At 45.2% G+C, this 26,946-nt stretch carries 31 protein-coding genes; 20 read left to right on the forward strand and 11 right to left on the reverse strand.

What is annotated here, in order from left to right; genetic code table 11:
- The first annotated feature begins 9 nt into the window (after positions 1–9).
- Positions 10–1,965: an EAL domain-containing protein gene (locus ACJA3J_RS08980; protein WP_406946091.1), complete on the forward strand. Its 1,956-nt coding sequence runs from the start codon at positions 10–12 to the stop codon at positions 1,963–1,965.
- 214 nt (positions 1,966–2,179) lie between these two features.
- On the opposite strand, the gene ACJA3J_RS08985 is transcribed toward ACJA3J_RS08980, so the two are convergent.
- Together ACJA3J_RS08985 and ACJA3J_RS08990 are read right to left on the reverse strand one after the other, a co-directional pair.
- On the reverse strand, positions 2,180–2,305 hold the full coding sequence (locus tag ACJA3J_RS08985) for a YjcZ family sporulation protein (protein ID WP_089654777.1): 126 nt from the start codon (positions 2,303–2,305) through the stop codon (positions 2,180–2,182).
- Positions 2,306–2,380: 75 nt separating this feature from the next.
- Positions 2,381–2,584 (reverse strand): hypothetical protein, encoded by a 204-nt coding sequence (locus tag ACJA3J_RS08990; RefSeq protein ID WP_406946092.1) that lies wholly within the window; start codon positions 2,582–2,584, stop codon positions 2,381–2,383.
- A 277-nt stretch (positions 2,585–2,861) separates the two neighbouring features.
- Here ACJA3J_RS08990 and ACJA3J_RS08995 point away from each other — a divergent pair, with 277 nt between their 5' ends.
- From ACJA3J_RS08995 to ACJA3J_RS09005, 3 genes are read left to right on the forward strand one after another with little or no spacing between them, the layout of a single operon-like run.
- Complete coding sequence (locus tag ACJA3J_RS08995) at positions 2,862–4,346, forward strand: phytoene desaturase family protein (RefSeq protein ID WP_406946287.1); 1,485 nt, start codon at positions 2,862–2,864, stop codon at positions 4,344–4,346.
- Entirely contained in the window at positions 4,343–5,818 is a 1,476-nt protein-coding gene (locus ACJA3J_RS09000; protein WP_406946093.1) for a phytoene desaturase family protein, read from the forward strand. The genes ACJA3J_RS08995 and ACJA3J_RS09000 overlap by 4 nt, the downstream gene beginning before the upstream one ends.
- Before the next feature lie 2 nt (positions 5,819–5,820).
- On the forward strand, positions 5,821–6,657 hold the full coding sequence (locus tag ACJA3J_RS09005; RefSeq protein ID WP_406946094.1) for a phytoene/squalene synthase family protein: 837 nt from the start codon (positions 5,821–5,823) through the stop codon (positions 6,655–6,657).
- Here the strand turns inward: ACJA3J_RS09005 and ACJA3J_RS09010 are convergent.
- Positions 6,621–7,037, reverse strand: coding sequence for a hypothetical protein (locus ACJA3J_RS09010; RefSeq protein WP_406946095.1), 417 nt, complete (start codon positions 7,035–7,037; stop codon positions 6,621–6,623). The genes ACJA3J_RS09005 and ACJA3J_RS09010 overlap by 37 nt on opposite strands.
- Before the next feature lie 66 nt (positions 7,038–7,103).
- On the opposite strand from ACJA3J_RS09010, the gene ACJA3J_RS09015 reads away from it, so the two are divergent.
- From ACJA3J_RS09015 to ACJA3J_RS09065, 11 genes are all read left to right on the forward strand, one after another.
- On the forward strand, positions 7,104–7,250 hold the full coding sequence (locus tag ACJA3J_RS09015) for a hypothetical protein (protein WP_167449425.1): 147 nt from the start codon (positions 7,104–7,106) through the stop codon (positions 7,248–7,250).
- Between the two features lie 95 nt (positions 7,251–7,345).
- Positions 7,346–7,486, forward strand: coding sequence for a hypothetical protein (locus ACJA3J_RS09020; RefSeq protein ID WP_167356129.1), 141 nt, complete (start codon positions 7,346–7,348; stop codon positions 7,484–7,486).
- A 188-nt stretch (positions 7,487–7,674) separates the two neighbouring features.
- Entirely contained in the window at positions 7,675–8,499 is an 825-nt protein-coding gene (locus ACJA3J_RS09025; protein ID WP_406946096.1) for a M55 family metallopeptidase, read from the forward strand.
- A gap of 11 nt (positions 8,500–8,510) precedes the next feature.
- Positions 8,511–9,443 carry an ABC transporter permease gene (locus ACJA3J_RS09030; protein WP_089654772.1) on the forward strand — a complete coding sequence of 311 codons (933 nt, stop codon included), beginning with the start codon at positions 8,511–8,513 and terminating at the stop codon, positions 9,441–9,443.
- Between the two features lie 4 nt (positions 9,444–9,447).
- Positions 9,448–10,401 carry an ABC transporter permease gene (locus tag ACJA3J_RS09035; RefSeq protein ID WP_406946288.1) on the forward strand — a complete coding sequence of 318 codons (954 nt, stop codon included), beginning with the start codon at positions 9,448–9,450 and terminating at the stop codon, positions 10,399–10,401.
- Positions 10,402–10,407: 6 nt separating this feature from the next.
- Positions 10,408–11,406, forward strand: a complete 999-nt coding sequence (locus ACJA3J_RS09040) for an ABC transporter ATP-binding protein (protein ID WP_089654771.1) — start codon at positions 10,408–10,410, stop codon at positions 11,404–11,406.
- A gap of 22 nt (positions 11,407–11,428) precedes the next feature.
- Positions 11,429–13,057 carry a peptide ABC transporter substrate-binding protein gene (locus tag ACJA3J_RS09045; RefSeq protein WP_406946097.1) on the forward strand — a complete coding sequence of 543 codons (1,629 nt, stop codon included), beginning with the start codon at positions 11,429–11,431 and terminating at the stop codon, positions 13,055–13,057.
- 59 nt (positions 13,058–13,116) lie between these two features.
- Positions 13,117–14,037 (forward strand): LD-carboxypeptidase, encoded by a 921-nt coding sequence (locus tag ACJA3J_RS09050; RefSeq protein WP_406946098.1) that lies wholly within the window; start codon positions 13,117–13,119, stop codon positions 14,035–14,037.
- A gap of 15 nt (positions 14,038–14,052) precedes the next feature.
- The gene (locus ACJA3J_RS09055) at positions 14,053–15,150 is read left to right on the forward strand and encodes a dipeptide epimerase (protein WP_406946099.1); all 1,098 of its coding nucleotides are present in this window, start codon (positions 14,053–14,055) and stop codon (positions 15,148–15,150) included.
- A gap of 27 nt (positions 15,151–15,177) precedes the next feature.
- The gene (locus ACJA3J_RS09060) at positions 15,178–16,125 is read left to right on the forward strand and encodes an NlpC/P60 family protein (protein WP_406946100.1); all 948 of its coding nucleotides are present in this window, start codon (positions 15,178–15,180) and stop codon (positions 16,123–16,125) included.
- Positions 16,122–17,147, forward strand: coding sequence for an ABC transporter ATP-binding protein (locus tag ACJA3J_RS09065; RefSeq protein ID WP_406946101.1), 1,026 nt, complete (start codon positions 16,122–16,124; stop codon positions 17,145–17,147). The genes ACJA3J_RS09060 and ACJA3J_RS09065 overlap by 4 nt, the downstream gene beginning before the upstream one ends.
- A 113-nt stretch (positions 17,148–17,260) precedes the next feature.
- Here ACJA3J_RS09065 and ACJA3J_RS09070 read toward each other — a convergent pair whose 3' ends face one another.
- From ACJA3J_RS09070 to ACJA3J_RS09095, 6 genes are all read right to left on the reverse strand, one after another.
- On the reverse strand, positions 17,261–17,422 hold the full coding sequence (locus ACJA3J_RS09070; RefSeq protein ID WP_115822198.1) for a DUF4021 domain-containing protein: 162 nt from the start codon (positions 17,420–17,422) through the stop codon (positions 17,261–17,263).
- Between the two features lie 53 nt (positions 17,423–17,475).
- Complete coding sequence (locus ACJA3J_RS09075) at positions 17,476–18,948, reverse strand: NAD(P)/FAD-dependent oxidoreductase (protein WP_115895250.1); 1,473 nt, start codon at positions 18,946–18,948, stop codon at positions 17,476–17,478.
- The gene (locus tag ACJA3J_RS09080; RefSeq protein WP_406946102.1) at positions 18,945–20,054 is read right to left on the reverse strand and encodes a glycosyltransferase; all 1,110 of its coding nucleotides are present in this window, start codon (positions 20,052–20,054) and stop codon (positions 18,945–18,947) included. The genes ACJA3J_RS09075 and ACJA3J_RS09080 overlap by 4 nt, the downstream gene beginning before the upstream one ends.
- 18 nt (positions 20,055–20,072) lie before the next feature.
- A complete protein-coding gene (locus ACJA3J_RS09085; RefSeq protein ID WP_406946103.1) occupies positions 20,073–20,735 on the reverse strand; it encodes a lysophospholipid acyltransferase family protein in 663 nt (220 codons plus the stop codon).
- Entirely contained in the window at positions 20,716–21,489 is a 774-nt protein-coding gene (locus ACJA3J_RS09090; RefSeq protein WP_406946104.1) for a carotenoid biosynthesis protein, read from the reverse strand. Before ACJA3J_RS09090 ends, ACJA3J_RS09085 begins: the two co-directional genes overlap by 20 nt.
- Positions 21,490–21,605: 116 nt before the next feature.
- Entirely contained in the window at positions 21,606–22,115 is a 510-nt protein-coding gene (locus ACJA3J_RS09095; RefSeq protein WP_089654761.1) for a DoxX family protein, read from the reverse strand.
- Between the two features lie 1,032 nt (positions 22,116–23,147).
- Here ACJA3J_RS09095 and ACJA3J_RS09100 point away from each other — a divergent pair.
- From ACJA3J_RS09100 to ACJA3J_RS09110, 3 genes are all read left to right on the forward strand, one after another.
- Positions 23,148–23,372, forward strand: a complete 225-nt coding sequence (locus tag ACJA3J_RS09100; RefSeq protein ID WP_406946105.1) for a DUF1659 domain-containing protein — start codon at positions 23,148–23,150, stop codon at positions 23,370–23,372.
- A 20-nt stretch (positions 23,373–23,392) separates the two neighbouring features.
- Entirely contained in the window at positions 23,393–23,605 is a 213-nt protein-coding gene (locus tag ACJA3J_RS09105; RefSeq protein WP_089654758.1) for a DUF2922 domain-containing protein, read from the forward strand.
- A 605-nt stretch (positions 23,606–24,210) separates the two neighbouring features.
- Positions 24,211–24,354 (forward strand): YvrJ family protein, encoded by a 144-nt coding sequence (locus ACJA3J_RS09110; RefSeq protein WP_089654787.1) that lies wholly within the window; start codon positions 24,211–24,213, stop codon positions 24,352–24,354.
- A gap of 75 nt (positions 24,355–24,429) precedes the next feature.
- On the opposite strand, the gene lepB is transcribed toward ACJA3J_RS09110, so the two are convergent.
- A complete protein-coding gene (gene lepB, locus ACJA3J_RS09115) occupies positions 24,430–24,951 on the reverse strand; it encodes a signal peptidase I (RefSeq protein WP_089654757.1) in 522 nt (173 codons plus the stop codon).
- A 291-nt stretch (positions 24,952–25,242) separates the two neighbouring features.
- Here lepB and ACJA3J_RS09120 point away from each other — a divergent pair, with 291 nt between their 5' ends.
- A complete protein-coding gene (locus ACJA3J_RS09120; protein WP_406946106.1) occupies positions 25,243–25,410 on the forward strand; it encodes a Spo0E family sporulation regulatory protein-aspartic acid phosphatase in 168 nt (55 codons plus the stop codon).
- Between the two features lie 96 nt (positions 25,411–25,506).
- Here the strand turns inward: ACJA3J_RS09120 and ACJA3J_RS09125 are convergent, their stop codons facing one another.
- Complete coding sequence (locus ACJA3J_RS09125; RefSeq protein WP_406946107.1) at positions 25,507–26,664, reverse strand: aminotransferase A; 1,158 nt, start codon at positions 26,662–26,664, stop codon at positions 25,507–25,509.
- Positions 26,665–26,774: 110 nt separating this feature from the next.
- Between ACJA3J_RS09125 and ACJA3J_RS09130 the strand changes: the two genes are divergently transcribed.
- Complete coding sequence (locus ACJA3J_RS09130) at positions 26,775–26,924, forward strand: FbpB family small basic protein (RefSeq protein WP_089654755.1); 150 nt, start codon at positions 26,775–26,777, stop codon at positions 26,922–26,924.
- Positions 26,925–26,946: the final 22 nt, after the last annotated feature.

Here is a 26,946-nt window from a genome sequence, read left to right on the forward strand (position 1 = left end):
GGCACACTTATGTCGGACCGTTTGAAAGAGCTTGCATTACCTATAGATGATTGGATTTTTCAACAAATGAATGATGCCCTGCTTTTTGTAGATGAAGAAGGGGAACTGCTTCGGTTCAATGACAAAGCGGGAGAATTGATCGACGGGGATGTCCAGTCACTCGTCGACCTCCTTGATTTTCATCAACTGAAAAAGGAAGAAACCCCGAAGTTGGTGGATCTCCCCCCATCAGGAGGTCCATTGTATAAAGTTCAATGCCGGGAAGTGGAGAAAAACAGCTCTCTTTACGCCATTTTTCTCCACGCCGTCCCGATGCTCGATCAAACGTTCGAAGTTAAGAAAAAGATGAGTCAACGGTTAACGGTTCCATCCGAGGGGATGGTCATTCACGAAAAAGGAAAGATCATTGATTGTGATGACACGCTTGCACACATGTTCGGTTACGAAAAAGAAGAACTTATGAAGCAGGACGCGTTCACGCTCACAGAAGAAGGTGAACACGAAGCGCTGCACAAGCTTTTTCTTAGCTACCCTGAACAGCCTTATGTGCTGAAGGCGATTAAGAAAGATGGGACCCCTTTTTATATCGAAGTCCTCGCCCACCCTTATCCTCAGGACGATCGTGTTTTACGCGTGGCGATCGTTCGGGACATTACTGAACGTGTACATAACGAGAAAAAAATTGAATTCATGTCCTATTATGATGAACTGACGGACCTTCCCAACCGCTATTACTTCATGGATATGGTCAAAGAGGCGATCGAAGAGAAGGACGGGCTTGCTGTCCACTTCATCGACCTTGATTATTTCAAACAAATCAATGACACCCTCGGTTATTCTTTCGGGGATGAACTGTTGAAAGCATGTGCTTCGCGTTTGAAATTGCACCAAGATGCAGATACATTCATTGCTCGTATGGGTGGGGATGAGTTCCTTGTCCTGCAGAGGCATGTGAACCATCAGACCGATGCAGAGTTATTGGCGCAAAAGCTGATTGAAGCTTTCCGGAAGCCTGTCATCATCGACGGGTATGAGTTGTACACATCCGTAAGCATTGGAATTAGCCTTTACCCGGAGCATGGAAAGACAGCTGGAGATCTTATCAAGCAGGCAGACAGTGCGATGTACACCGTCAAAGAAAAGCATCGCAATGATTATCTTTGCTATAACACATCGATCAGTGAAGAGTTTGAACAAATGCTTTCCATCGATTCAGAACTGCGTAAAGCCTTAAAAGGCAATCAACTGGAACTGCATTATCAACCACAAAAAAGCATACACACAGGAAAAATCGTCGGTCTTGAAGCTTTAATTCGCTGGAACCATCCGGAAAAAGGAAGGATTTCTCCGGCGACCTTCATACCGGTCGCAGAAAAAAATGGCCAGATCTTCGAAATCGGTGATTGGGTCATACGGGAAGCGTGTCGTCAAAATAAACAATGGCAGGAAGAAGGGTATCCGGCAGTCATTGTTGGTGTGAACCTCTCAGCCCTGCAGTTTTTACAAAAGGACCTTGTCCATCGGGTGAAACAGATACTGAAAGAAACCGGCCTCGACCCGATGTATCTGGAGCTTGAAATTACTGAATCCATGGCGATGACCAACGAAGAGTACATCATCCAAACACTGAATGAACTCCGGAACCTAGGTGTCCATGTCTCCATCGATGATTTCGGGACGGGATATTCATCACTCAAATACTTGAGCCGTTTTCCTGTGAGTAAGTTGAAAATCGATAAAGTTTTCATCAGTGAAAACCAGGAGCAAAACCAGGCGATCGTAAAATCGATCATCCACATGTCTCATTCATTGAATATGAAGGTGATTGCAGAAGGCGTAGAGACCGCCGAACAATGGGATTTTCTTAAAAGTGAAAAGTGTGATGAGATCCAAGGGTATTTCTACAGCAAGCCACTGCCCGCTGAGGAGTTAATCACCGTTTTCGAAAACAAACCGGTCCACTAATTAAAAAGGACACAGCCGATAAGGCTGTGTCCTTTTTTAGGAAAAAGAATAAAGATGAGTCTTGTAAAGAGGGGAGAGGGTTGTCTTTTCTCCCATCCTCTCTCAGCGACTACCTCTACTTTCTCCATAAGACGCTGGACAAGTTTGGTGGAAAGGACATCCTCCCGTCCCTCGTCTTATGCTTGGCGTTTCTTTTTCAAGCACAAATCAGTGGTTAGCAGTAAAATGCTGCACCTACGATGATCAATAGGATGAACAATACGACGATCAAGGCGAAGTTATTGCCGTAACGTCGTGGTCTGTGGCACCGTCTTCCTCCGTAAGGATAGCCTCCGTACATAAGCTCACCTCCTGTTGTTACATTTGTAGCCTATGCACGTGGGAGGGGCTGTGTATGGTCATCTACCCAGCTTCATCAAATCATGAAGGTCGGGGGCGAAAGTTTTGTGATTTTACTTTTTTGGTGCATGCTGTCCGACCGTTGTTCCTGGTGATGATCACACTGATCTAGCTCCTCACACCAATGGTTCAATTGTTCGTTGCTGTATTGGTTGTGTGGTGGGTGATGGGTCGAATGGGAAGGGTAATAAGGACCGGAAATCCTTTGATTTGAATACATAACCATGCCTCCTTCGACCATATTATCCCCTCGATTCCCTTTATTATCCTTGTCATAAAACCACCCTGTACCGTTAGGAGGAATATCAAGAAACAGAAGCGAAAGTAGTACTTTACTGAAGTAGAGGGTTATAACATCCGCCTGAAGGGTAAAAAATGAGTATAAAGAAATGGAAAAATTGGCAGAGCACATTGGTGAAGTTGGATCAATGGCTGTATTTGTACATATTTTGTATAATGATTGTACAGTAGAAGTTCAAGAGAGAAGGTGGATGGTTATGAAAAAAATCGCCATAATCGGAGCAGGACCTGGAGGCTTAGCCTCAGCGATGATCCTTGCAGCTAAAGGCTATGACGTTCATGTCTATGAAAAACAATCCTATGTGGGCGGAAGGAACGGTCATTTTACGCTCGGGGATTATACATTCGATATCGGTCCGACATTTTTGAGTATGCCTCAGATCATGGAGGAAATCTTTGAAATGTCCGGGAGGAATGTTCACGATTACATGGATTTGAAAGAGCTTTCCCCTATGTATGAACTTCAATTCGACGGAAAAAGGGTGCCGATGTACCGGGAACGGGAAAAAATGCTTGAGGTGATCTCTGAGCATTTCCCGGGCAATGAGGCGGGTTATGAAAACTTCATGAAGGACACTAGGGAAAAAATGCAGGCACTCATGCCTCTTTTACAAACGAAACATAACAAGCTGACCGACTATATGAGTAAGCGGGCGCTGAAAGCACTACCAAAGCTTTCACTCGGTAAATCGGTCTATGACGTCCTTTCCGATTACTTTACTGATGAACGGCTGAAAATTGCGTTCACATTTCAGGCGAAGTACTTAGGCATGTCGCCGTGGGAATGTCCGGGCGCCTTTTCCATCCTCTCGTACATGGAACATGAGTGGGGAGTGTTTCACCCAATCGGAGGGGTCAATCAACTGTCGAAAGCGATGGCGGAAGTGACGGAGGAACACGGAGGACAAATACATTTGAATGAAGGTGTGCAGAAAATCAATGTATCAGGTAAGGAGATAACGGGGCTTGTCCTCGACTCCGGGGAAACGGTACACGCGGATGAATACATCATCAATGCGGACTTCGCTGAAGCGATGACCCGTTTAGTCGATGACGGTGTCCTGCGCCGCCATTCCAAAGAAAAGCTCCAAAAGAAGAAGTTTTCATGTTCGACGTTCATGATCTATGTCGGTCTCGACAAGGTGTACGATATGCCGCATCATACGATTCTTTTTGCGGAAGATTACCAGAAGAATGTAAATGAGATGACGAAAGACCTCGTATTATCCGACGAGCCATCCATCTATATCCATAACGCAAGCGTGACCGACCCGACGCTCGCACCTGAGGGTCATTCAGCCGTTTATATATTAGCTCCTGTTCCAAACAATTATTCTGAGATTGATTGGGAGGATAAGCAGGAAACATTCAAATCATTAATCTATGACGAAATCGAGAAAAAAACAGGGTTCACCGATATTCGTAGCCACGTCGTTGAAGAAAAAGTCCTCACTCCGAAACAGTGGGAAACCGATCATTTTGTCCACCAGGGTGCGACGTTCAGTCTTGGTCACCAACTTTCCCAGATGATGTACTTCCGGCCGCACAACAGGTTTCAGGAACTTGATCATTGCTGGCTCGTCGGTGGGGGAACCCATCCAGGAAGCGGATTGCCGACCATCCTTGAATCGGCCAGGATAACGACCGGATGGATCAGGGAAGAGGAGGTGCAGCCGATATGACAACAACGACGATTGTCGGCGGAGGCATTGGCGGTCTTGTAACGGCTCTGCTTTTATCCAACGACCCTGACCGCAAGATCTCCATATATGAAAAGAAAGACGTGCTCGGAGGCAGGCTTACGTACGAACGGCATGGCGAGTTCAAAATCGACCAGGGTCCCACGATCGTTCTTCTGCCTGACATGCTTCTAAGTATTTTAGAAGACGGCGGCATTTCCAGGGACCGTATTCCATTGATTCCTTGCGACCCTCTCTATAATATCCATTTTCCTGACGGGACGACGTTCAACAAATATTCAGATACCGAAAAACAAAAAGCGGAATTAAAGGAAAAGTTCCCTGGCAATGAGATTCATTTCGACAGGTTCTTAAGCGATATGCGGACACGGTTTTTACAGGGGAAAGCGCAGTTTCTCGAAAAATCGTTCGTAGACAAGCGAACCTTTTTCTCCCGTAAAAACTTGAAAACATTGATCAAATTAAAAGCTTACCAGAACGTTAAAAAAATGATGCGCAGTTATTTCGATGATGAGCGTCTCGTCGAAGCCTATACGTTACAAACGTTGTACATCGGAGGTCATCCGGAACAGTCGCCGGCGATGTATTCGCTCGTGTCTTACAGTGAACATGAGCACGGCATCTGGTACATGAAAGGCGGCTATGCTCATCTTGTTGAAATCATCGAGGAAGAGTTGGAAAAAAGAGGGGTTCATATTTATAAAGGAATGCCTGTAGAAGGTGTAGAAACAAACAAGGATAGAGCATTATCCATAACGGCAGGAGGAGAAAAAATCAAGTTCGATGAATTGATCTTGAACGGTGATTTCCCTCTGATGGACAAAATTATGCCCGCTGAAAAGCAGCTTCAACGGAAATATACTCCTTCCTCTGGTTGTCTCTTACTTTATATGGGACTTGACCGTACGTATGAGAATGACTCCATCCACCAGTTTTTCATGTCTCGTGACTTTGACCGCCATATGCGTCAAGTGTTTGTTGAAAAGCAATTGCCGGATGATCCGTCATTTTATACCTTCCATCCGTCCTTAGTGGATCCTTCTCTCGCACCTGATGGAAAAGGTGTGCTCTACACATTGATTCCTGTGCCGACAGGAGAGTCGGTGGATTGGGGGAAGAAAGACCAATTGATTGAAAGCATCATCGATGAAATGGAAGCACGCGGGTTTCCGGGCTTGAGAAAACATATCGAATGGATGCATGTCCGAACCCCTGAAGATGCTGAACGGGAAGGTTTGTATGCAGGAGGCAGCTTCGGAATCGCGCCGACTCTTTTCCAATCCGGGGTGTTTCGACCGCAGCTGCAGCCGTATGCGTTAGGGAATGTGTATGCGGTTGGAGCTTCGATTCATCCAGGCGGTGGTGTTCCAATTGTCATGCAAGGAGCAAAATTGTTGGCAGATAATTTGCAATATGGTGTTAAAGAAAGGCATAATTACAAGCGAGGTGTTTAGTGATGACGGACTTAAACCAAGCATACGATCATTGCCGCGAAGTAATCGAAAAGCATTCCAAAACGTTCTCAAAAGCATTCGCTATGCTTCCCAAACAGCAGAAAAGAGCGGTTTGGGCGATTTATGCCTTTTGCCGTCGTGTCGATGATATCGTAGATGAAGGAATTAACCCAAAAACAGAACTCGAATCTTTCTCCCAACAATTTGATCATTTCATGGAAGGGAAGCTTGAACTCAAAGACCCTTCCTGGATCGCGCTCGATGATGTGTTCAGACATTTCTCTATCGATCCTGAGCCCTATTATGACATGATCAAAGGTCAACGCATGGACCTGTATCCGACCACCATCTGTACGAAAGAGGATTTATTAGATTATTGCTATCATGTAGCAAGTACCGTCGGTCTGATGCTTCTCCCTGTCATTGCTCCAGGAAAAGTCGCTGCTCTCCGCCAAGGAGCGATTGAACTCGGCTACGCCATGCAAATTACTAACATACTAAGAGATATAGGCGAAGACATGGAGATCGACCGTATTTACTTACCACAAGAAGTGATGGATCAGCATGGCTACACTTTTTTTGACCTGAAAAAGAAAAAGGTAAATCAAGCCTTTATCAGCATGTGGGAAGACTTGGCCGCCGATGCCGAAGCCTACTATGACAAGGCGATGAAAACATTACCTGAATACCCTTTGTATTCACGCACACCAGTAGGAGGCGCCGCCAAAATGTATCGGGCCATCCTTCCGACTGTAAGAAAAAACGGATATCAAGTGTTCAACCATCGCAATTACGTATCAGATCAAGAGAAGAAGCAGATCATTGCAGACATGCAGTGATGCTGCTTCTTTTTGTACGAGCGAATCACGCCTTCAGTGCGTGATTCGCACGCAAGAGCATCTTCATCGCACGCAAGAGCATCTTCATCGCACGTAAGAGCATCTTCATCGCACGCAAGAGCATCTTCATCGCACGCAAGAGCACCTTCATCGCACGCAAGAGCACCTTCATCGCACGCAAGAGCATCTTCATCGCACGCAAGAGCATCTTCATCGCGCGCAAGAGCATCTTCATCGCACGCAAGAGCATCTTCATCGCACGCAAGAGCATCTTCATCGCACGCAAGAGCATCTTCATCGCACGCAAGAGCGTCTTCATCGCACGCAAGAGCATCTTCATCGCGCGCAAGAGCATCTTCATCGCGCGCAAGAACCCACATCATGTATATTCCTGTCCATTCGTGCGAATACTTGTAGCAACAAAGAATCAGGAAAGGTAGAGTAGAATGGCAGAAAAATACTTGATCTATTACCAGGCCAAATCAGGCGTAGTGAAACAAGTCCCTGTATATGCTTCGCACAAAGAAAAAGCACGCGAAAGTCATTTGAAAAGTAACCCCCAAGCAAAAATCACGCATATTCGTCTTTTATAAACCAGCTTCTTTTATAAGAAAAGGCAGCGCCGGTCCGGCGGCTGTCTTTTTTTATGTGCCAAGCAATCCTGTCCGTAATGAAAGGCTGTTTTAATATGGAATGTGTGAACGTCGCCACCGCAAGTATAGGGTTTGGTGGTTACCAAATTGTTGGCGATAAAAAAATTCCTTATTCTGAACTTGAAGTCATTGATTACTACTTTGAAAAACAGTCATTATTTAAAAAGCCTATGTGAAACCTGGAGTCTAACTCCAGGTTTTTTATTTAGGCCGTTGATGATTTATGAGCCGTATTCCTGGTCTTCAGATGGTGGAGATATTGATCTTTAAACAGAAGTGGAGGAAGAGTCCTATTGCAAAATTTGTCATCAACTGGTAAAATTTTATGAAAATTAACAATATTACCAAAAAGGAGATGATGATCATGAAGTTGTACCTCTCCGTAGATATGGAGGGAATAACCGGTGTACCCGATTACACCTTTGTTGATTCTTCCCAGCACAATTATGAACGGGCGAGGAAGATCATGACAGAAGAAACGAACCATGTCATTGAAGCGGCATTTCAAAACCATGTAGAAGAAGTATTAGTCAATGACAGCCATTCGAAGATGAACAATTTACTGATCAATGAGATTCACCCGGATGCCTCATTAATCACTGGAAGTGTGAAGCCACTATCTATGATTCAAGGATTAGATGAATCCTATGCCGGAGCTATCTTTGTAGGGTACCATGCCAGGGCAGCTCAAAAAGGGGTTCTATCACACTCGATGACTTTCGGGGTTCGTAACTTCTACATAAATGACGTTGCCGTGGGGGAGCTTGGTTTTAATGCATATGTGGCCGGTTATTACGGTGTCCCTGTTTTGATGGTTGCCGGGGATGACTGTGCAGCGATGGAAGCAGAAGCCCTGATTCCAAATATCGTTACAGTACCAGTCAAAGAAACGATTTCTCGATCAGCGGTCAAAAGTTTAACACCGAAAAAGGCAGGAGAACTTCTGGAAAAACGAACGACGGAAGCGATACATAACCGAAATCGAGTAGAGCCGCTCGTACCTCCAGAAGATCCCACTCTAAGAATTGAATTTATGAATTATGGCCAGGCCGAATGGGCAAATCTCATGCCTGGTACGGAAATCGAACCAGATTCAACAACGGTAAGGTTTCAAGCCAAAAACATAGTGGAAGCATACCAAGCCATGCTTGTCATGACAGAGCTTGCCATGCAGACAACATCCAGCTAGGGGGACCAGTCGTGGCGAAATACATATTGAAACGTTTCATTTACATGATAGTTACTGTTTTTATCATAGCAACGCTCACGTTTTTCTTAATGAATTTACTACCGGGTTCACCGTTCAATGAAGAAAGGACAACCAACGAAGCCGTCCAGAGAAATTTAGAGGCCCATTACCATCTGGATGAACCGTTAGTTGTGCAATACGTCTTGTATTTAAAATCCATTGTGACGCTGGATTTCGGTCCTTCGATTAAACAACCGACAGAAACGGTCAATTCTTTATTAGGCAGAGGTTTTCCTATATCCGCTGAGTTAGGAATATGGACAATCCTCATTGCTTTAATTTCCGGAGTGGCCCTCGGTGTTTTTGCGGCATTGAAGCACAATGGAGTGATTGATTACATAGCGATGACCATTGCCGTACTGGGGATATCGATCCCTAACTTTGTATTAGCTACCCTGTTAATCCAGCAGTTAGCCGTCAACTTAGGTGTGCTCCCTGCTGCGACGTGGAGCAGCCCACAACATATGGTGCTCCCAATTGTTGCCCTTGCTACCGGCCCCATGGCCATTATTGCCCGTTTAACCAGGTCAAGCATGCTTGAAACGTTAACACAGGATTATATAAAAATGGCTAGGGCCAAAGGGCTTTCGCCAGCCAAAATCATTGTGAAGCACGCATTGAAGAATGCACTCATGCCTGTGGTCACCATTTTAGGTACCTTGCTTGCAGGGGTCTTGACAGGAACGTTCGTCATTGAAAAGATTTTTGCGATTCCGGGGATGGGCAAATATTTTGTTGAAGGCATAAACCAGCGCGACTATCCAGTCATTATGGGAACGACCGTTTTTTACAGTGCCTTTCTTGTATTGATGTTGTTCCTGGTGGATATCGCTTACGGAATTCTCGATCCTAGAATCAAGCTGCATAAAGAAGGGGGCAAGTAATGTGATTCCTGCGAAGAAACAGAATGAAGAAACGCCTCATTCATCGATTCCAGATGAATGGTTTAAACCGAAAGAGAAAAATACAGAAGATGCGGAATCCGTTGTTCGTCCTTCTCTTTCTTATTGGGAAGATGCCTGGAGAAGACTCCGGCAGAATAAATTAGCTATGTCAGGGCTCATTTTTCTTATCCTATTAGGCATCATGGCTGTCATCGGGCCTTGGATTTCCCCTCACGATGTGGATACTCAAAACCTGCCAAACCAGAACCAGGCACCATCGCTTACCCATTGGTTCGGTACAGATGAATTAGGACGGGATGTATTCACGAGGACGTGGTACGGGGCAAGAATCTCCTTGTTTGTAGGATTGATGGCCGCTTTGATCGACTTTTTCATAGGGGTCGCTTATGGAGGACTGTCAGGTTATAAAGGTGGTCGAACTGATAATATCATGATGCGGATCATCGAAATCCTTTATGGACTGCCCTACCTGCTTGTCGTCATTCTACTCCTCGTGGTCATGGGACCAAGTCTCTTAACCATTATCATAGCCTTAACGGTTACCGGCTGGGTTGGTATGGCACGAATTGTCAGAGGACAGGTCCTGCAGTTGAAACACAATGAATTTGTCATGGCTTCCCAGTCTTTCGGAGCGAAAACGAAGCGGATCATTCAAAAGAACCTGCTCCCGAATACGATGGGGCCGATTATTGTACAGATGACTCTTACTGTTCCAACAGCCATCTTTGCAGAAGCTTTTTTAAGCTTTTTGGGTTTAGGCATTCAGTCACCATTTGCAAGCTGGGGAATGATGGCCAATGATGCGCTGGGTGTCATCTTATCAGGGGACTGGTGGCGTCTTTTCTTTCCTGCATTCTTCATTTCAGCAACAATGTTCGCATTTAACGTGCTTGGAGATGGTCTCCAGGATGCGCTCGATCCTAAGCTCAGGAGGTAAACATCAATGGAAAAAATCTTGGACATCCGTGACCTGCATGTATCGTTCAAAACCTTCGGGGGAGAGGTACAGGCCGTGCGCGGCGTAAATTTAGAATTATATCGCGGGGAAACCCTTGCCATTGTCGGAGAATCCGGTTGTGGGAAGAGTGTCACAGCGAACAGCATCATGCGCCTTATTCCAACACCTCCAGGTGAGATCAAGGATGGATCCATTCTTTTCAAAGGACAGGATATGACTCAGCTTTCGGACAAGGAAGTAAGAAAAATTCGCGGTGTAGATATTTCGATGATTTTCCAGGATCCGATGACTGCCTTGAATCCGACCTTGACCGTTGGAGACCAGTTGACAGAGGGGCTGCGCCAACATCGTTCCATTTCAAGGAAAGAAGCGGATAAACAGGCGATGGAAATGCTTACCCTTGTCGGAATCCCCAACCCTGTCGAACGTATGAAGCAGTACCCTCACGAATTTAGTGGCGGCATGCGCCAGCGAATCGTGATTGCGATGGCACTGATCTGTGATCCTGAACTACTGATTGCCGATGAACCGACAACCGCTTTAGATGTCACCATCCAGGCTCAAATCCTTCAGCTGTTTCAGAAAATACAGAAACAGACCGGTGTTTCTATCATACTCATCACGCATGATTTAGGGGTTGTAGCTAAAATAGCCGATCGCATTGCGGTCATGTATGCCGGAAAAGTTATTGAAACAGGGACACGGAAAGAAATTTTTTACACCCCGCAGCACCCTTACACCAGGGGTCTGCTTCACTCTGTGCCCCGTTTGGATCAAAAGGGAGAAAAATTAATACCAATAGACGGAACACCTCCGGATTTGTTTTCACCACCGGAAGGGTGTCCATTTGCTGCCAGATGCCCAATGGCCATGGAAGTGTGCACAAAGGTTTATCCGTTTCATTCTAAGTTGAGCAGAACACATGACGTGGACTGTTGGCTGCAGGATGAGCGAGCAAAAAAATATATGGCATCAACCTATTAAATATATAGAGAGGAGAACGAGTATGAAAAAATGGTGGACAGTCTTTATGGGGGTTTTACTTGTCGCTGTATTAGCCGCATGTACAGCTTCGGAAAGTGCAGGAGAAAGTGATGAGGGTAGTTCTGAAGGAGAAAGTGACTCAGGAACAAAAACGCTATTACTGAATAACGGAGAGGAGCCGACCTCCTTCGATCCATCTCAAGGATTCGATGCGGTTTCCTGGAATGCGTTGAACAATTTGATGGAGGGTCTGACGCGTCTTGGCAAAGACCACACTCCAGAACCAGCAACTGCTGAGAAATGGGAAATTTCCGAAGATGGCAAGGAATATACGTTTTTCATCCGTGAAGATGCAAAGTGGTCGAACGGGGATGACGTGACGGCAGGGGACTACGAGTTTGCTTGGAAACGTCTTCTTGATCCTGAAACGGCTTCACCAGCAGCTTTCCTGGGTTATTTTATTGAAGGTGGAGAAGCCTTTAACAATGGAGAAGGATCAGCCGATGATGTGATGGTGGAAGCGGTCAGTGACAAAGAGTTAAAAGTGACATTAAGTGCACCGACAGGATATTTCTTAAATATCATTTCCAACCCGGCGTTTTTCCCAATCAATGAGTCTGTAGCAACAGAAAACCCAGAGTGGTTCGCGGAAGCAGACAGCTTTGTAGGAAACGGACCATTTGCATTGGCAGAATGGAAACATGATAGTGAAATGCTTATGAAAAAGAATGAAGAATATTGGGATCACGAGACTGTGAAGCTTGATGAAGTCCACTGGGCGATGGTGAATGATACCAATACGGAATACCAAATGTATGAAAGTGGGGAGCTTGACACTTCCAATATTCCGTCTGATATGGCGGAGCAGCTGTTAGACAGTGAAGAGGTGTCGATCCAGGACCAGGCAGGTACAGCCTTCTACCGTTTCAATGTAAATGAAGAGCCTTTCCAGAATAAGAAGATAAGAAAAGCACTCGCCATGAGTGTGAATCAACAGGAAATCGTCGATTATGTGACGAAAAATAAAGAAGAGCCTGCGTATGGTTTTGTCTCTTATGGATTTGAAAGTCCATCTGGGGAAGATTTCCGTGAACACAATGGAAATCTTGTAGAACCGAATGTAGAAGAAGCGAAACAGTTGCTTGAAGAAGGAATGGAGGAAGAAGGGTACGACGAACTTCCAGCCATCACCCTTTCCTATAACACGAGCGAGGACAACAAGAAAATTGCAGAAACCATCCAACAAATGTTCAAAGAAAATCTTGGCGTAGAAGTTACGCTGGAGAATGCGGAATGGAACGTCTTCCTCGAAGCGCAAAAAGCATTGGAACACCAGCTTTCCAGAAGTTCTTTCTTAGCTGACTATGCCGATCCAATCAACTTCCTTGAGAGTTTCACGACGGATTCTTCCATGAACCGTACAGGTTGGTCCAATGAAGAATACGATCAGCTGATCGCCGATGCTAAAAATGAAGCGGATGAAGAAAAGCGTTGGGAATTGATGTATGAAGCAGAGAAACTTCTTTTTGAAGAGATGCCGATCTTCCCTGTTCATTTCTATAACCAGGTCGTTCTTGAGAAAGACAACGTATCCGATATCGTTCGTCATCCTGTCGGTTACCTTGAATTGAAGTGGGCAGACAAACAATAGACTTTCTTTGAAAAGAGGCGATTCTTTCGCCTCTTTTCCTTCATTGGAGGAATATGAATATGATGAAGCCGGAACGGTTGAATCAGGGCGATACCGTTGGGGTTATAGCCCCGGCAAGTCCCCCGGACCTTAAAAACTTAGACAAAGGCATTTCTTTCCTGGAAAGCTTAGGTCTGAAAGTGAAACTAGGAGCCCATGTAAATAAAAAGCATGGCTATCTAGCAGGAAATGATCAACAGAGGTTGGAAGACTTCCATCACATGTTTCAAGATCCGGAAATTACGGCCATCTTTTGTGCTGGTGGGGGATATGGCACGGGACGGATTGTTGCGGATATTGATTATTCATCTATAAAAGAAAACCCTAAAATCTTTTGGGGCTATAGTGATATCACATGTTTACATACCGCTATTCGTCAGGAAACAGGACTCGTCACCTTTCACGGACCAATGCTTTGTTCGGATGTTGGAAAAGAAGACTTTGATGCGGAATCAGAAAAAATGTTTCACCAGTTGTTTGAGCCTGAGGGGATTCATTATAACGAGAACCTTTCTCCTTTAGAAGTCATTGGAGAAGGAGAAGCATCAGGAGAAGTAGTGGGTGGGAATTTATCCTTACTTGTAAATGCAATGGGCACACCTTACGAGATTGATACGAAGGGGAAATTACTTTTCCTTGAAGATGTCGGAGAAGAACCCTACCGTTTGGATTCATTTTTTAATCAATTGAAGCTTGCAGGTAAAATTGAAGATGCGGCTGGGATCATCCTCGGAGACTTTAGTGGAACGGAAACAGAGAAGACAAAAGAAACCCTATCCTTATCACAAGTTTATGAGGACTATTTTTCTCATCTGAATAAACCTGTGCTCGCAGGGTTTAAGATTGGTCACTGTCTGCCCCATTACAGCATTCCATTTGGAACAGACGCCGTATTATCAAGTCACAGGAAATCCCTAATGATACAGCCAGGTGTCGATTAAGAAAGGTGGAGGATCATGAGAATTCAGTCTATAGAAACTTATCCGATTGCGGTCCCTTTACACACCCCATTCAAAACGGCTTTACGTACGGTTACCGTAGCTGAGTCCATTTACGTAAAAGTGATTGGTGAGGATGGGACCGAAGGGTGGGGAGAAGCCCCGCCAACGGTTGTGATTACCGGAGAGAGTTTAACGAGTATCGATCATACGATAAAGAAAATCATCACACCTGTTCTGATCGGAAAGGACATCACGTATAGAGAGGATCTTTTTGAAAAGCTGCAGGGCTGCTGCATTGGGAATACAAGTGCTAAAGCTGCCGTGGATATAGCTTTACACGACCTCTTAGGAAAAATCTATCAACTCCCACTCTATCAATTGCTTGGTGGATCGAAGAGCGAGTTGGAAACCGATTATACGGTCAGTGTAAACGATCCGGAAGAAATGGCGGAAGACGCGGCCCGTTATGTCAGCAACGGATTTAAGGTCTTAAAGGTGAAAGTAGGTAAAGATACGATTGAAAAAGATATCGAACGGATTCAGAACATCCATAAGCGGGTAGGTGAGGGGGTTCGAATCAGGCTGGATGCGAATCAAGGGTGGTCACCGAAAGAAGCCATTTATGCCATCCGTAAAATGGAGGACCACCACCTTCCCATAGAATTGGTGGAACAGCCTGTTCATGCTCAGAACATAGAGGGGATGAAACAAGTCACCGACCATACTTATACACCAATCATGGCGGATGAGAGTGTGTTTGGTCCGACAGATGCCAGGCGGATATTAGAGACACGGAGCGCCGATTTAATCAATATCAAACTAATGAAATCCGGTGGTATTCATCGAGCTGTGAAAATCAACCATCTGGCTGAAGCCTATGGTGTGGAGTGCATGGTCGGCAGTATGATTGAGACTAAGCTTGGAATCACGGCAGCCGCTCATTTTGCAGCAAGTCAGAACAATGTAACGAGGGTAGACTTTGATGCCCCATTGATGCTTACGGATGACCCTATTGACGGCGGGGTCCAATATGACAAATCCATGCTTACATTTTCGAAAGGTTTCGGGCTGGGGATTGTCAATGTTAATACCGAACAAACCGTAAAAATATAAAGACATATCTATAGAAGGAGGTCAATGATGACACATACAAAAGAAAACAATGAGAAGAGAGTTGTGCGTGTACCTGTAGCGACTCTTTGGACAGCACCTGATTCTCCGAGGGAAGTCGATCAAACTTCGCTTACAGCATCAGCTTCTATGAGAGACTGGCTGAAGGTTTTGGATGACGATCAAAAACGCGAACTGTGTGATGAGAACCTTGTCCAATCACAACTGCTGATAGGCGAAGAAGTCTGGGTAGATGAGTGGGTAGGTGACTGGGCAAAAGTCGTGGTGCCGTCCCAGCCTTCCAAAAAAGACAAACGAGGGTATCCTGGGTATATTCCTATAAGTCAGCTGGTCAAAACAGATGAAGCCGACTGGAATTCAAACGAGCGGGCGGTTGTACATAAGAAACAAGCATGGCTTTACAATGGTGCAGAAGAACCGCTCGTGGAAGTGAGTTATTTAACGTCCCTTCCTGTCATAGAGGAAAAAGATACGTTCGTAAAAGTTCTTTACCCGGATGGTGTTGGGTATTTTGCTTCAGAAGACGTGGCCGTACAAACGAAGCATGAAACAAAAGCAAAAGGCAGCGGAGAGGACCTTATTCGGTCAGGAGAAGCCTTTGTCGGTCTTCCTTATTTTTGGGGAGGGATGAGTGCTTTCGGATACGACTGCTCCGGCTTTGCTTACAACATGCACAAGGCTTTTCATTACGAGATTCCAAGAGATGCGACAGACCAGGCCAAAAGTGGAACGAACGTAGCCTTGGATGATCTGCAAGCGGGGGATCTCCTGTTCTTCGCTTACGAAGAAGGACAAGGGCGCATTCACCACGTCGGCTTTTATTATGGAGAAAACAAGATGCTTCATTCTCCGAACGTTGGAAAGAGTATTGAAATTATTGATTTGGAAGGAACCGTGTACGAAAAAGAACTATGTGTCGCAAGAAGATACTGGAGCGAGACGGAGGAACCCTCATGAGCCTGCAAAAGACACTTGAAGTGAAAGATCTTAAAAAACATTTCAAAATGGGAAAAGGAAAATCATTGAAAGCTGTGGATGGTGTCAGCTTTGACTTGTACAAAGGGGAGACGCTCGGACTTGTCGGAGAGTCCGGCTGCGGGAAGTCGACAACAGGGCGCACGATCATGAACCTTTATGAAAAAACAAGTGGAGAAGTTATTTATGAAGGGAAAAGTGTTCATGATCGTACACCGAAAGAACAATTTCTTTTAAAACGCCAAATGCAAATGATCTTTCAAGACCCTTATGCATCATTAAACCCACGTTCAACCGTAGCAGAGATCATCTTTGAACCAATGGAGATCCACGAACTCTTTTCTTCTAATAAGGAAAGGATGGAGCGTGTCTACGAACTGCTTGAAGAAGTCGGTTTAAATCGCGATCACGCCAACCGGTATCCTCACGAATTCAGTGGTGGTCAACGCCAGCGGATTGGAATTGCCCGCGCACTGGCCCTTGATCCGGACATCATTATCGCTGATGAACCGATTTCTGCCTTGGATGTTTCTGTACAAGCACAAGTGGTAAACTTGCTGGAGCGGCTTCAAGAAGAAAAAGGATTGACGTATTTGTTCATTGCCCATGACCTTTCCATGGTGCAGCACATATCAGATCGAATTGGTGTCATGTATCTCGGTCACTTGGTAGAGTTAACAAGCAGTGACCGGTTGTATGATGCCCCTCTCCATCCCTATACTCAAGCGCTTCTTTCAGCCATTCCCATTCCGGATCCGGATATTGAGGATGAACGGGAACAAGTCATTATCGAAGGAGAAATACCAAGCCCGATCGACCCTCCGAGTGGTTGTGTATTCCGGACACGCTGTCCTTTTGCGATGGATGTGTGCAGTGAGAAAGCTCCTGTCTGGCAGGAAGCGGAAGAAGGCCATCAAGTCGCTTGTCACTTGTACGATGATACAGTGGTCGACTCGGCTGAAAGAAAAAAGAAGCGAGAACAAATGAAAGTGACTATTCGTTAAATCTGAACCTTGCCTCTAAAAAGCATCCTACACTATTCAAAATGGATGAAACTTTATCTTGGATGAATTAAAAAGAGGAAAGCATAGCAGTGACGTTATGCTTTCCTCTTTTTTTATTTTTTACGGTCGTGCAGGCGATCTTCTTCTTCCGTTTCCAGCATGCCATAATCGCCATTCATCGCCTGTTCATCCTGATCGACACCAAGATCATTGGTTACGGGGTTGATCGTACGTTTTTCTTCTTTTCGCGGTTTGTTGCGTTTGTTCTTCTCCATTCTGCACACCTCCCTTTTTAGCTTGGCTGAAAAGGGGAGGAGTATGCAGGAGGTTACTCGATATGGACAATTTTTCCGAGAATTTGGTTGGCGACGTTCTGTCCGCTCAACACGACCATCGGAGACCCGCCGCCGGGGTGTGTACTTCCGCCGCAAAACCAGAGACCACTCAGATCCTGGGATTTGTTAAACGGCCTCATGAATGCCTGGGATCTCGTGTTGGAGGATGGTCCGTATAATGATCCGCGATAGGCCCCAAAATGCCTCTGTATGTCTTCGGGATCCCAAACTTTTTCGACTTGGATATGATCTTTGATGGGAACGCCTGCGTGCTGAAGTCGATCATAAATATGGTCTTTGTAGGCCTGTTTATCATACCCGCCTTTTTCATTAAGAGCGGGGGCGTTGACGAGGATGAAACAGTTATCTCCTTGAGTCGAGACGGAATAATCCGATTTGGATGAAGTACAAATGTAAATAGTGGGGTCGTCTGCGTAATAGCCGTTTTTTAACACATTGAATTCCTTTTTATAGTCGCTTGAGAAAAATAAATGATGATGCTTTAAGCGGCTGATTTTGGTATCAAGTCCTGCCATGATGACAAAAGCGGAAATGGAAGGATCGTAACCTTTCAGTTTTCGATTGGTCATCCTGCGTCTCGCTTCTGGATCAATCAATTCGGGAACAGCCTGAATGAGGTCGCCGTTCATGATTACATGATCCGCCTCGTAGCGTTCCCCATCATCCGTTTCCACACCCGTCACTTTTTGATTTTCGTGGAGGATCTTTGTTACTTTGGTTCCGCTGTATAACCGAACCCCGACGTTCTCCGCAGCTTTAACGAACCGGTCCGCAATCCTCGTGTTGCCTCCACGAACAAAGTAAACCCCATCATTCCACTCAAGATGAGCGATCATACTGAACGTGGCTGGTGCTTGATAAGGGTTGGAGCCGATGTAGGTGGAATACCGGTTCAATGCCTGGATGATCTTCGGATTTGAAAAGTACCGCCTGAAAAAGTGATCCATCGATTCGAGAGGACGTACCTTCGTCATACTTTTCGCGAGGGAGGGGGAAAGGTAGTCGCTCCAACCATTGAAGGTCCTGTGTAAAAAGTGCTTGTGTGATAGGTGGTACAAGCGTTCGATTTCTACTAGAAAGTCTTCATACATCACATGCCCTTTGGGATCCAGCTTTTCTAGCTGCTTCTGCATATAGGTTTGATCTGTAGAAAAATCAAAAGTCGTCCCGTCGTGGAACTCATTTCTCGTGTGGGTAACAATTTTTGCAAAAGGAAGTTCCTCCCGTGGGTCAAGGCCCCCTTGTCGGATGACATCCTGAAACACTTCAGGCATCGTAATTGTATTAGGTCCAAAGTCAAAATGAAATCCAGCTTCATCGACGCTCATCATTTTCCCGCCAAAATGCTCGTTTTTTTCGAACAGCCTCACATCAGCTCCTTGCTTGGCGAGGGTGACCGCAGCTGATAAGCCGCCGAGGCCTCCCCCGATGATGGCTACTTTCATTGATAGAACCTCCCTTTCCATTGATATTTTTCCCCTCGTTTATGGACGAACATCGACGCCATCATGATTGCAATCAGCAGCACAACAGACAATGGAAGCAGGAAGGATAGCCATAGCGGATGCCCCGTCCGTGCGTCCACATACATCTTGAATGCAACCGTCAACAGGTAAGGAAGAAAAAAGGCAGAATCTCCGGCGACAAGTCCAACTACCGCGAGGACGGCGGGGGATAAGAAAACGACCGCATAAAACAAGGTCAAAAACACGACCATGCCAGGAGAACGTCCGATGCCTGTGTACACATTCTTTTTAAAGCCTTCCCACGTCTCTTGTCCTGAATCGTACATGTAGGAAAGAACAGATTCTGTAATATTGGCGAGAATCATCTTATAGCCGTGTTTTTTTACCTCTCTCGCAATATGTACGTCTTCAACGAGAGAGCTTTTGACGGAAGCATGACCTCCGATCGCTTCATACGCATTTTTCTCAATCATAATAAAAATTCCGCACGCGGCCGTGAACATCGGCTTCGTCGTCCGGTTGGCGACAAATAGAGGGAGGTGGAGCAGGACGACCATATGTTGAAGCGGGACGAGCATATGACTTAGAAAGTTGGCATTCGGATAATTCGGAAACCCGCTTAACATGCTCGCCTTTTTCTGCTGCATCATTGCGAGCGTTTGTTGAATAACGCCAGGAGCTACACGCGCATCAGCATCGAGGAATAAATAGTACTCACCGTTGGCTGCATGCGAAAGCTGGTGACAGGCATGAACTTTTCCGTTCCAACCTTCAGGAAGCTCTTTTCCCTGAATCACTGTAAAACGCTCATCATCAACGACCCGTTCGTTGAGCCTATCCAGCGTGCCATCTTCCGAATGATCATCAAGCAGAATCACTTCCAAGTCGGGATAAGTAAGCGAACGCAGCGACCGTATCAATCCTTCTACATTGTCTGCTTCGTTTCTTAACGGTACGAGTAGTGAAACGGACGGCTTTTCTTCAAGCTCTCTTTTCGCAGATAAAGGGTAGAGGAAGAGGCTGTTGAAAATGGTCCACACATTCAAAACGATCGTGATGATGAATAGAATAAAAAACAGCGACATGACGATTCCCCCTTTCCATTACAACTTTTTAAAGGAATGCAGATTTTCTTCGATGACGTCTTGGCGTAATTCATCCAGCTGTTTGGTAGCCGCATTTTCAAAATACCGCGTCATTTCTTTTCTAGGTAGATTCACGTACTCCTCTTTGGGAAGAGCTTCTCCCAATCGTATGTAGGCATTCGGTTTTTTTGTATGCTCCAGCGCATAGTATAGGGAAACAGGAACGACCTTGATGTCCGGACATTGCTGAGTAAGGTAACTGATTCCAGAAAAAAATTCGAGCGGTCTTTTCTCGAGCGGCTGCTCATTTCCTTGAGGGAAAATCCACACCGTTTTGCCTTGTTCAAGCAAATGCTTGCTGTAACGTAAGGATTGCACCAGGTGTCGGCGAACCTCACCGTTCACCGAATAAGCACCAATCCTCCGAAAAAAAGGAAAGCGGCGTATGCCCTCTTCATGCATCATGCCATATCCGTCTGATTTCACAAGATGATCGTTGATATAAAAGATAAAAAGCGGATCCCACCATGTCGAGTGATTGATAAGAAACAAGGTCTTCTCATCAGGTACGGTAGAAGGGTGCTGGATTTGGATGTTGTTGAAATGATAGTTTAAAAACAGCCGATTGAAGCGGGTGAACCCCCACTGTATCCATGATGTTTTACTTGCGGGTAGAAACATATGATCTCCTCCAAAAGTACAAGCCATACCATAAGATTGTAAGAGCACTCACGAACACAATCGCTCCATACAACCGGCCGGTGAACGCGATGCAGAGAAACAGGAATATGATCAGACCGAACGTAAGAACCATCCTTCCAGGCCAGGGATGAACGTTTTTTTCTTCCGTGTTTCGATAAATGAACAGGAAAATCAGGTGAAACAGTGCAGCCAAAACAAACCAGCCAAAGAAGTTAGAAAACGGGATATCGTAATAAAAGCCTGGATCTTCCCAAATCCAATATTCCTTCACTTTGAAAGATACCGGATCGAGGATGAGATCCATCGTCACCGCTGCAAGCGCACCTGTTAAAACGAAAATGAACCGGCTGGCCCAGAGGTTCCATCCGCTCGATAATACACGGGCCAGTTCATGAGAGCAGCCGATGATTAAAAGCCAGGCGAAACCGATCGTAATCGGTGTGTCCGCAATTTTTAATCCGAAGTTTTCTGTGTAATGATAGGCCCCGAATAAGAAATTGTATTTTACTCCTAAGTGTTCCACATAAATACTGACCACAATGATAATCAAGCTGTAAATGAAACCGCGCCAAACACCGTACATTTTTGAAAAATAAATCCCTGCAACGACCCCTGCGGTAATTAAAAAGACGCTGTTCGCCCATTCGAGCCAAGGCGGAAGCAAGTCAAACGTCACTAAAAAAACACCGCAGATGTACCAAAAAATAAAAAAACGGAAAATATAAGTAGTCATAGAGCACCTCTCTCATTTTACGGTCCTCAAAAGAGTTATGTATAAAATCATCATACCTCATCCGGAAGTAAAATAAACGAAAAAAGCCCTATGCGCAATCCATAGGGCTTGATGAATTATTGATGAGCAAGTCTTCCTCTTCCAAGGGGAAGTTTTGTTCCTTGTTTTTTGAGCATTGGCATGACCCAGCGGTCTAATCCATAGCGTCCGGCATTGGCTCCGGCAACAAGGAGGAAGATGGTGAGCAGAACCATTTGCGGGTTCGTGCTGACCGTTCCGCTGAATAAGAAAGCGAAGTTCATGAGAATGCCACCGAAAGCAGCTACGTTTGTGAATAATCCTAGGATAAGTGCGATGCCGACGAGAACTTCTCCCCACATGACGATGAAAGCGAAAAACTCATGGTTCGGAAGAGCAAATTGTTCGAGGAAGGCGGCCCACCAACCCTGGACAGCCGGGTGCGCGCCTTCTGCCTTCGCAATCGCTCCATTCAGAAAACCACTCACTTCAAATCCACCCGTGATTTTACCAATTCCAGCAGTCAGCCAGGCATACCCTAGATACACACGGAAGACGGTCAGGATCATCGCTACAACCTTGTTGTTTCGTAACAGTTCATTCAACATGTAACTCACTCCTTATTATACTTTGTTCACCATTTCACATGATGCTGTGTAAGAAGATCTCTTTCTTACAATTTAAGTATATACGGAGAAGGAAAGGATATCCACACTTTGTTCAACACTTCACAATCTGTTCAATTTTTTATGGCAGAATTGTGAAAAAGCTTGTGTTTCCCTTTCCTTTTAAGGGTAGGATAAAAATATATGTTGAATAGGAAACATGCAAAGCAAACGCTTAAAATATTTGCTATGATAGAGAAGAAAGAGGGGTGGAACATAGATGGAAATTATCATGTTTTTTGTCAGTCTAATTGTATTATTAGGACTCATAGGTTTAACGATTTTTGATAACGGTTGATACTTAATGAAGACAAGCGTCCGGGGAAGGATCCACATCAGGCTCCTTCCCCGGACGCTTTTTTATGTTCATTAATATAAGCTCCCTATTCTTGAAGACTCAGTTTCGAGACTTTTGTTGAGTGGATGGGGGCTGCGGGGAATGACTCGCTTTCCGCGGGAGCGCGGTGAGCCTCCTCGGACTGCGTCCTGTGGGGTCTCACCAAGCACTTTTTTCCCGCAGGAGTCTCGCCATTCCCCTCCGCCCACTTGCCGGAAGAGATTCTCGAAACTACCTCCCAGTAATAGGAGCTTTTATGGTTGAGAATCCTATATCGGCGCGGGTTAAGGAGGGTTTTACACAGAACTAGGCAGGGTGCTTTAAGAGCGATTTCGAGAACCTCATATGGTAAAGGGGCGGAGGGAAACGGTGAGACTCCTGTGGGAAGTGCGTGGTAGATGAGACCCCGCAGAGCGTTAGCTCGAGGAGGCTCATCACTCGCCCACGGAAAGCGAACCTTTTCCCGGAGCCCTAAACTCCCACAAACGTCTCGAAATCAAGTCTTCAACAATACTGCCATATTCTTTAATAAGTATTTTTATCGGCAACATTTAATAGAGTCCTGAAAAATAAAAAAAGTACCAGCGACACTTTTTCTTTATCTCCTTCGATTATAGAAGTGAGAGGAGGTGAAGCAGATGGCCGTAAATACTTTGAAGGTAGACAGTCGCTTACAGCTAGTCTTTTCAACAGGAACTGATGAAGACGGAAACATGATTCTGAAACGTAAATCATTCAACAACATTAAAACAGATGCTACAGATGAACAAATGCATGAAGTATCTGTCGCTCTATCCCCATTGCAGCAGCACATTCTTGTCGATATCGCCCGTGATGACCGCTCAGTTTTGACTGAATCTTAATTTGAAAAGGAGGAGAATACATGAAAAAGCTGGAGCTTAAGTTCTTGAATGAAGAAGGAAAAACAGTCACCATCAGCCTGGACGACCCGGTAGAACCTGTCGATCCTGCGCAGGTCAATGCAGCAATGGATGCCATCCTGACCCAAGGCTGCTTCTATTCCAACGGGGGAGACCTTGTTGAGAAGAAAGAAGCACGTATTGTCGAACGCAACGTCTTTGAGATCTCATTCTAAAAAACGAAAGAGCCGCTAACCATCATTAGCGGCTCTTTTTAGCAAAACCCATCATTATGAGTTAATCAAGTATATGGCAGGATTGTTGATGACTTAGTTTCGAGACTTTTGTGTGAGGTGGATCGGGGCTGCGGGGGATGAGTCGCTTTCCGTGGGAGCGCGGTGAGCCTCCTCGGACTGCGTCCTGTGGGGTCTCACCAAGCACTTTTTTCCCACAGGAGTCTCCCCATCCCCCTCCGCCCCTTGCTAAATAAGTGTCTCGAAACTACTTCTGGAAGCATCTGCTTTCGCTCACAGCGAAAGTAGAGGGATATAGACTTCCATGCTTGGATGTAAGACGTCACATCTTAGTATAGGGGATCGTTTCTTTCATACACCGAATGGGGGGGGTTGGGAAGCTGCGAGACTCCCGTGGGAGAAGGAGATAGACGAGATCCCGCAGGACGTAGTCCGAGGAAGCTCGGCACTCCCCCATAGGAAAGCGAGTAGCTTCCCAACCACCCCTGACTGCCAATTTGGCAAACGAACCCCGGTTATCTCAAAACTAGGTCTTCCACAATAGGGATCTTATATTAAAATTTAGGGGAGAGGTGAATGGAATGGGGATTGATGCATGGATTTCAATATTAGCGGATGTTGGTTTCCCTGTAGCGGTGACGTTTTACTTGTTACACCGTGTGGAAGGGAAGCTGGATCAACTGATTGAAACGTTACATCAGCTGCCAGAAAAAATAGTCACGACTAAATGAATGCACAGCTTTTCTAGCCCACAAACCTGAGGACATAAAACGACCCGCCGGATGACTGGCGGGTCGTTTGTGTGTTTATTTCGTTAAGCCCCATTCATTGAATGGATAAATGATCAACTCCGTACGTCCGATGATTTCTTCTTCTTCGACAAAGCCAAGTCCATTCCGGCTGTCCTTACTTATGGAACGGTTGTCTCCCATGACGAAATACTTTCCTTTTGGAACTTCGATTGGTCCAAAATCTCTAGTCGAGGACGCTGCCTCTTCCGTCAAGTATTCCTGCGTCTGCTCTTCACCGTTTACATACAGTTCATGATCACGGATCTCCACCGTATCTCCCGGCTGGCCGATGACTCGTTTAACATAACTTTTTACTGGTCTCTCAATGATGACGATATCCCCGCGTTCGGGTTCATCTACATAATATATGATCTTATTGAACATGACGCGTTCCCCGTTTTTGAGTGTCGGGTCCATACTTGCCCCTTCAACAATCGATGTGGCGAAGAAAAATGTTCGTAATATAAATGCGAGTGTAATGGCGACAGCAATGGCTTTCAACCATTCCAACCATTCTTTTTTAGATTGCTCAGACAAACTCATCTTCCTTTCTAGATGAACATAGAATATCTCATCCTTAATTTTACCACATCGTTACGGAAAGAAAAGGTGCGGGGAAAGGCTTTTACGAAATTGTAAACTCTTTTCCAGCCTTTATCTTATTTTATCACCCTCTGTCGAAATTTTAGAACCTTTACCGATAGTCTTTACAAAAGTATAGAAAATTGAGATAATTTTTTTCGTGCAAGAATGGATGCGAACACACATTCTTTTCATTTTAGGATAAAAGGTGTACAATAATAGGGAAGAAAAGTCAGGAGGTAGTCGATGGTGCAAGTGGCCGACAAAGATCCTCGTATTGCTGAATTAGAGTACTTGCGGAAAAAAATGACGAAAGTGGCGTTTGAGAAAGGGTTGTCAAGCCCGGAGTCTGTCAAAATCAGTCAACAACTCGATGCCCTTTTGAATGAAGTACAAAAAAATAAGTCGAATTAAAAGAACTCATGGGGCCTGCATCCATGAGTTCTTTCATGTCTGAAAAAGCTTTGTGGCAGGAAGGGAGCGTCACTTCCCCGTACATGAATAACTACGTTAATCTCCTTTTGAAATAAAGTCTTGCAGGCGCTGGAGTCCTTCTTCCAATGTATCCATGCTGTAGGCATAGGATAGGCGCATATAGCCTTTCCCATATTCTGAAAAGGCGTCCCCTGGAACGAGTGCGACTCCTGCTTCTTCGACGAGCTGCACGGCACGCTCGAACGTTGTCTTTCCATTCAACGGAAAGTTTAAGAAAACGTAAAAGGCCCCATTAGGCTCAGCAAATGGAATGTTCATTTCTTTGAGGCGTCTGACGACGAACGCTCTTCTTTCTTTATAAGCATCACGCATCGATTCGGCGTCTTTTTTCCCGTTGGTCAAAGCTTCAAGAGCTGCATGCTGGCTGATCGAAGTCGCACATGACACGTTGTATTGATGGACTTTCAATAGGTGACGGCTCAGCCAGGAAGGGGCGAGCAGGTAGCCGATCCTCCAGCCGGTCATACTATGGGATTTCGATACACCGTTAATAACGATCACCTGGTCGCGAACATCGGGAAAGCTTGCAATCGATGTGTGGGGACGATCATATACAAGTTCACTGTAAATTTCATCGGCTAATAAAAAGAGTTGATGCTCCTTAATTATCTCTGCAATCCCACGCAGCTCTTCTTCCGTCAAAGAAACCCCCGTTGGATTGGAAGGATACGGTAAAATAACAGCCTTCGTTTTCGTAGTGATGTTTTCTTTAATCATTTCTCCCGTCAACTTGAATCCGTCCTGACTAGTATCGATGAACACAGGGGTGCCGCCAGCTAAGCGGATCAGCGGCTCATATCCTGGATAAACGGGACCTGGCAACAGCACTTCATCCCCGGGCTGGATGATAGTTCGAAGGGTAATATCAAGCGCCTGGGAAGCACCGATCGTGACGATGATTTCTTCTTCCGCTTCATAATGGAGACCGTAGGATTGTTTCACGTGCTGCTGGATCGCTTTTCTGAGGGGCAGCATCCCGGCATTATGGGTGTAACTGGTTTGATTATCTCTAATGGCCTGGATCCCTGCTTCTTTCACTTGCGGAGGTGTTGGGAAATCAGGCTGTCCAATGGTCAATGAAATCACGTCTTCATAGTGGGAGACCATGTTGAAAAAACGTCGGATGCCCGATATTTCAATCTGTTTCACTTTTGGGTTAATGAAGTGTTCCAATGCGTATTCTCCTTCTTTACATAAAGTTAACAAAATGTTCAAACAATTATCACGTTAAATTTGTTGAATTTTGTTATAATTTAAAATAAGCCTATGAAAGGAGTTGTATAATGAGAAGCCATAAACGAATTTCCTTTGAAGACTTAGTGGATCGTAACAAGCGACAATTGTTGAACGATCAGGAAGCAATCGAAAAAATCGAACGTCAAATAGATGAAAAACATACAAGAAAAAACGATTCCGATGCTTATGTAAACTGATGATATCACACCAAAAAGCAAC

Source organism: Halobacillus sp. SY10, from assembly GCF_045401165.1.
Classification (GTDB): Bacteria; Bacillota; Bacilli; order Bacillales; family Halobacillaceae; genus Halobacillus; species Halobacillus aidingensis.

Excerpts from the sequence above, each read along its gene's own strand:
- ACJA3J_RS08985 (WP_089654777.1), bottom strand. The coding sequence starts at position 2,305 with ATGTACGGAGGCTATCCTTACGGAGGAAGACGGTGCCACAGACCACGA.
- ACJA3J_RS09085 (WP_406946103.1), bottom strand. The coding sequence starts at position 20,735 with ATGTTTCTACCCGCAAGTAAAACATCATGGATACAGTGGGGGTTCACC.
- ACJA3J_RS09105 (WP_089654758.1), top strand. The coding sequence starts at position 23,393 with ATGAAAAAGCTGGAGCTTAAGTTCTTGAATGAAGAAGGAAAAACAGTC.
- ACJA3J_RS09060 (WP_406946100.1), top strand. The coding sequence starts at position 15,178 with ATGACACATACAAAAGAAAACAATGAGAAGAGAGTTGTGCGTGTACCT.
- ACJA3J_RS09090 (WP_406946104.1), bottom strand. The coding sequence starts at position 21,489 with ATGACTACTTATATTTTCCGTTTTTTTATTTTTTGGTACATCTGCGGT.
- ACJA3J_RS09000 (WP_406946093.1), top strand. The coding sequence starts at position 4,343 with ATGACAACAACGACGATTGTCGGCGGAGGCATTGGCGGTCTTGTAACG.
- ACJA3J_RS09010 (WP_406946095.1), bottom strand. The coding sequence starts at position 7,037 with ATGTGGGTTCTTGCGCGCGATGAAGATGCTCTTGCGCGCGATGAAGAT.
- ACJA3J_RS09055 (WP_406946099.1), top strand. The coding sequence starts at position 14,053 with ATGAGAATTCAGTCTATAGAAACTTATCCGATTGCGGTCCCTTTACAC.
- ACJA3J_RS09065 (WP_406946101.1), top strand. The coding sequence starts at position 16,122 with ATGAGCCTGCAAAAGACACTTGAAGTGAAAGATCTTAAAAAACATTTC.
- ACJA3J_RS09095 (WP_089654761.1), bottom strand. The coding sequence starts at position 22,115 with ATGTTGAATGAACTGTTACGAAACAACAAGGTTGTAGCGATGATCCTG.
- ACJA3J_RS09120 (WP_406946106.1), top strand. The coding sequence starts at position 25,243 with ATGGTGCAAGTGGCCGACAAAGATCCTCGTATTGCTGAATTAGAGTAC.
- ACJA3J_RS08995 (WP_406946287.1), top strand. The coding sequence starts at position 2,862 with ATGAAAAAAATCGCCATAATCGGAGCAGGACCTGGAGGCTTAGCCTCA.
- ACJA3J_RS09005 (WP_406946094.1), top strand. The coding sequence starts at position 5,821 with ATGACGGACTTAAACCAAGCATACGATCATTGCCGCGAAGTAATCGAA.
- ACJA3J_RS09080 (WP_406946102.1), bottom strand. The coding sequence starts at position 20,054 with ATGTCGCTGTTTTTTATTCTATTCATCATCACGATCGTTTTGAATGTG.
- ACJA3J_RS09020 (WP_167356129.1), top strand. The coding sequence starts at position 7,346 with ATGGAATGTGTGAACGTCGCCACCGCAAGTATAGGGTTTGGTGGTTAC.
- ACJA3J_RS09100 (WP_406946105.1), top strand. The coding sequence starts at position 23,148 with ATGGCCGTAAATACTTTGAAGGTAGACAGTCGCTTACAGCTAGTCTTT.
- ACJA3J_RS09050 (WP_406946098.1), top strand. The coding sequence starts at position 13,117 with ATGATGAAGCCGGAACGGTTGAATCAGGGCGATACCGTTGGGGTTATA.
- ACJA3J_RS09015 (WP_167449425.1), top strand. The coding sequence starts at position 7,104 with ATGGCAGAAAAATACTTGATCTATTACCAGGCCAAATCAGGCGTAGTG.
- ACJA3J_RS08990 (WP_406946092.1), bottom strand. The coding sequence starts at position 2,584 with ATGTATTCAAATCAAAGGATTTCCGGTCCTTATTACCCTTCCCATTCG.
- ACJA3J_RS09130 (WP_089654755.1), top strand. The coding sequence starts at position 26,775 with ATGAGAAGCCATAAACGAATTTCCTTTGAAGACTTAGTGGATCGTAAC.
- ACJA3J_RS09025 (WP_406946096.1), top strand. The coding sequence starts at position 7,675 with ATGAAGTTGTACCTCTCCGTAGATATGGAGGGAATAACCGGTGTACCC.
- ACJA3J_RS09070 (WP_115822198.1), bottom strand. The coding sequence starts at position 17,422 with ATGGAGAAGAACAAACGCAACAAACCGCGAAAAGAAGAAAAACGTACG.
- ACJA3J_RS08980 (WP_406946091.1), top strand. The coding sequence starts at position 10 with ATGTCGGACCGTTTGAAAGAGCTTGCATTACCTATAGATGATTGGATT.
- ACJA3J_RS09045 (WP_406946097.1), top strand. The coding sequence starts at position 11,429 with ATGAAAAAATGGTGGACAGTCTTTATGGGGGTTTTACTTGTCGCTGTA.
- ACJA3J_RS09040 (WP_089654771.1), top strand. The coding sequence starts at position 10,408 with ATGGAAAAAATCTTGGACATCCGTGACCTGCATGTATCGTTCAAAACC.
- ACJA3J_RS09075 (WP_115895250.1), bottom strand. The coding sequence starts at position 18,948 with ATGAAAGTAGCCATCATCGGGGGAGGCCTCGGCGGCTTATCAGCTGCG.